The organism is Elstera sp. (assembly GCF_044372965.1).
Lineage (GTDB): Bacteria > Pseudomonadota > Alphaproteobacteria > Elsterales > Elsteraceae > Elstera.
This window is the reverse complement of record NZ_JBILQX010000254.1, coordinates 1-3,886: the sequence shown is the minus strand read 5'-3', so window position 1 is coordinate 3,886 and position 3,886 is coordinate 1. Positions and strand designations below refer to the sequence as shown.

At 57.7% G+C, this 3,886-nt stretch carries 3 protein-coding genes; all 3 read right to left on the bottom strand.

Features of this window, described 5'->3' with window-relative positions:
* Nucleotides 1–48: 48 nt before the first annotated feature.
* Nucleotides 49–1,671: an acyl-CoA synthetase gene (locus tag ACIQ36_RS19060; protein ID WP_395832297.1), complete on the bottom strand. Its 1,623-nt coding sequence runs from the start codon at nucleotides 1,669–1,671 to the stop codon at nucleotides 49–51.
* The gene (locus ACIQ36_RS19055) at nucleotides 1,671–2,870 is read right to left on the bottom strand and encodes an acetyl-CoA C-acyltransferase (protein WP_395832294.1); all 1,200 of its coding nucleotides are present in this window, start codon (nucleotides 2,868–2,870) and stop codon (nucleotides 1,671–1,673) included. The genes ACIQ36_RS19060 and ACIQ36_RS19055 overlap by 1 nt, the downstream gene beginning before the upstream one ends.
* A gap of 22 nt (nucleotides 2,871–2,892) precedes the next feature.
* Nucleotides 2,893–3,886, bottom strand: a 994-nt coding sequence (locus ACIQ36_RS19050; RefSeq protein ID WP_395832292.1) for a DUF2971 domain-containing protein, incomplete at its 5' end; no start/stop codon positions are given.

The window sequence follows — 3,886 nt, the reverse complement described above, 5'->3', positions numbered from 1 at the left end:
CCTTAAGGGGAGTGCAGAGGCCGCCCCTCTGCGATACCCCCTCCCCTCTCACGCCCGCGCCCGCAGGTCTTTGCGGATGATTTTGCCCGTGGCGGTCATCGGCAAATCCGCGACAAAGGCGATTTCGCGCGGGTATTCGTGGGCGGCGAGGCGCTGGCGGACGAAGCTTTGCAGCTCGGCGGTCAGAGCGTCGCTGGGCTCCGTGCCTGATTTCAGCACAATGAAGGCTTTGACGATTTCGGTGCGCACCGGATCGGGTTTTCCGATCACGGCGACCATCGACACGGCGGGGTGTTTCAGCAGGCAGTCTTCGATTTCGCCGGGGCCGATGCGGTAGCCGCCGGAGGTAATCACGTCGTCATCGCGCCCGACGAAATGGATATAGCCTTCGTCGTCCATCGCGCCTTGATCGCCAGTCAGCAGCCAGTCGCCGATGAATTTGGCGGATGTGGCGGCGGGATTGTTCCAATAGCCGAGGAACATCACCGGATCGGGCCGGGCAATGGCGATGGTGCCCGCCGCGCCGGGGGGAAGCACCGCTCCTGCCTCATCGACCACGGCGACGCGGTGGCCGGGGAAAGGCCGCCCGGTCGCGCCGGGTTTGACGGGGAACAAAAGGTCGTCGTTGCCCACCACCACATTACATTCGGTCTGGCCGTAGAACTCGTTGATGGTCACGCCGAAGGCCGCCCGGCCCCAATCGAGCAATTCCCCACCTAAGCTTTCGCCGCCGCTGCCGATGGACCGGACGGTTCGGGCGGTTGCGGTGGAGGACCGCATCAGCTTGAGTGCGGTCGGCGGCAGGAAGAGGTTGCGGACGCCGTGGCGGGTGATGAAGGCGAAAGCCGCGTCGGGATCAAACTTGCTCATCCGGTGCGCGACCACGGGGACGCCGTGATAGAGCGAGGGCAGCAGCACGTCGAACAGCCCGCCGATCCAGGCCCAATCGGCGGGGGTCCAGAAACGGTCCCCCGGTTCCGGGAAGAAATGATGCGGCATCTCGACCCCCGGCAGATGGCCGAGCAGAACCCGGTGCGCGTGCAGCGCCCCCTTCGGCTGGCCCGTGGTGCCGGAGGTATAGATGATGACGGCGGGATCCTCGGCGGCGGTCTCGACCGGGGCGCGGCTGTCGGACGCGGCAGCCAGCCCCGCCGTCCAATCCACCACGCCGGGCGGCGTTGCCCCCGGTCCCCAATCGGTGACGATCACCAGTTTGAGCGCCGGAAGCCCTGCCCGCAGGGGTTCGATTTTCGCGTAGCCCGCGCGGTCGGTCACAAGGGCGGAAGCAGCGCAGTTGGACAGGCGAAACTCTAGGGCTTCCGGCCCGAACAGGCTGAACAGGGGCACGGCAATCGCCCCGTGCCGATAGGCGGCGATATGGGCGATAGCGGTTTCCGGCGATTGCGCCAGCAGCACCCCCACCCGCTCGCCGCGCCCGATACCGTGGGCTTCCAGCAGATTGCCGAGGCGGGAGGCCGCGCGCAGCAGGTCCGAAAACCGCCATTCCCGCACGGCCCCATCGCTCGCCACTTCGATCAGCGCTACCCCGTCGCCGTTTGCCGCATGGGCGTCAGCGACGGCAGTGCCGATGTTGAAGCGCGCGGGAATGGTCCAGCGGAAATCCGCACAAACCTGCGCGTAGCTCCCCCGGCGCGGCAGAAGCCCGGCCATCAGGCCACCCGTTCGAGCGCGACGGCGGTTGCCTCGCCGCCGCCGATGCAGAGCGAGGCGACGCCGCGTTTCAGATCGTAGCGTTCCAGCGCGTGCAGCAGCGTTACCAGAATCCGCGCGCCCGACGCGCCGATGGGGTGGCCGAGGGCACAGGCCCCGCCGTGGATATTCACCTTATCGGCGGGTAGATCGAGGTCTTTCATCGCGGCGAGCGCCACCACGGCGAAGGCTTCGTTGATCTCGAACAAATCAACGTCTTTCGCCGCCCAATCGAGCTTTGCCAGCAGCTTTTGCATCGCGCCAACGGGGGCGGTGGTGAACCAGGCCGGGGCTTGGGCGTGCCCGGCGTGGCCGCGCACAATCGCCCGGATCGGCAGGCCGCGCGCCTCGGCTTCCGAACGGCGCATGAGCAGCAGCGCCGCCGCGCCATCGGAAATCGAAGAAGAATTCGCCGCCGTTACCGTGCCGTCTTTGCGGAAAGCCGGTTTCAGGGTGGGGATTTTCTCCGGTTTGGCCGATTTCGGCTGTTCGTCGGCGGTAATCGCAACGTCCCCGCCCCGGCCCTTCACAGTGACGGGGGCGATTTCGGCGCTAAAACTGCCCTCCGCTTGCGCTTTTTGCGCGCGGGCGAGCGACGTTAGGGCGAACCCATCCTGCACTTCGCGGGTGAACTGATAGGCTTCCGCCGTGTCTTCGGCAAAGGTGCCCATCAGGCGGCGATTGCCCGCGCTGTCGGTGGCGTAAGCATCTTCCAGCCCATCGAAGAACATATGATCGATGGTGCGCCCATGCCCGAGCCGATAGCCCGCCCGCGCCCGGTCCAGCAGATAGGGCGCAAGGCTCATGCTCTCCATCCCGCCCGAGATGATGGTGCGGACGGAGCCCGCCAGCAGCGCATCATGGGCCAGCATCACCGCCTTCATGCCCGAGCCGCAGACTTTGGAAATGGTCGTGCAGGGCACCGCCTCCGGCAGCCCCGCCCCCAACGCCGCCTGCCGCGCGGGCGCTTGCCCGACACCGGCGGGCAGCACATTGCCCATAAACACTTCCTCCACCTGATCGGCGGACAGCCCGGCCCGTTCCAAGGCGGCAGCAATCGCCACCGCGCCGAGCTTGGGCGCGGTGAGGCTCTGAAGCTCCCCCTGGAACCCGCCGAGCGGGGTGCGGGCGGCGGAGACGATAACGATAGGATCGGTCATGGTTGATGCTCCTAAGCTAAAATTATCCTCGAAACCTGATTTGAGAACTCTTTACCTCAATATCTTGTCTAATTTTTTTTGCACAAAGCATCATTATTGATGTTTTGTGCCAATCATCCAATGCCGGGCCAGTCACAACACTACTAATTGATCCAGTATTAAAATTAACATTAATATACGGCTTTGCATATTTATCGCTCGTAACATTAAAATTTATGTCTGGAACACCTGAAACGACAGTGTCAAACATCAGCCTATACTCCGATTCAGACGCATAGTGATCCACCTTTGTAATATTGTTGAATAACAAAATTGCCGAATCTAAAGAAAAAAACAGATTCCTAGCAGAAATATCGGGAAATTTATCGTAAAAATTTTTTATCTCAGCAAATAATCTCTCAAATATATTCCGAGAATTTTCTTTATTAAGATAAATAACCTTAAGAACTTTCACTTCCCAAATATTTTGTATCCAGGAATTTTGTTTCTTTATACCTTCTTCTAAAGACTTTACATTAAAATTAATCCTAACCCCAGAACAGTTATTTGCATATGATCGCCACTGGGGCAAATCTTGACTCTCCTCCGTAGCAGAGAACGACATAGAAAATACCTGGGATCCAAACCATCTAAATCTGGCTTCAGTAAAATATTTCCAATTCAAAAAGCAATAATAGTTAAATAAAAAATCTCTGAAATGATATTTTGAAGCAATTTCATTAACTCCTGACAAAACCTTACCGGCGTCACCATTTTTAATTTTTGATAAATCGTGTGGCGAATAATTAAAACTCATTACAAGATGATATTCAATATAATCTAAAAACATATTAACAAAAAAAATACCATCATGAGGATCATTCATAAAATGAACATTTGAAAATCTAAATTCTGAATCCTTCAATATACCATTGAGCGCATCAATGCTTGTATAATGACAAATTTCGGACACAGAGAGATCAGATGCTTCTTTTATTTCATCATTAATTATAGACAAAAGACCTTTTATCTTATTC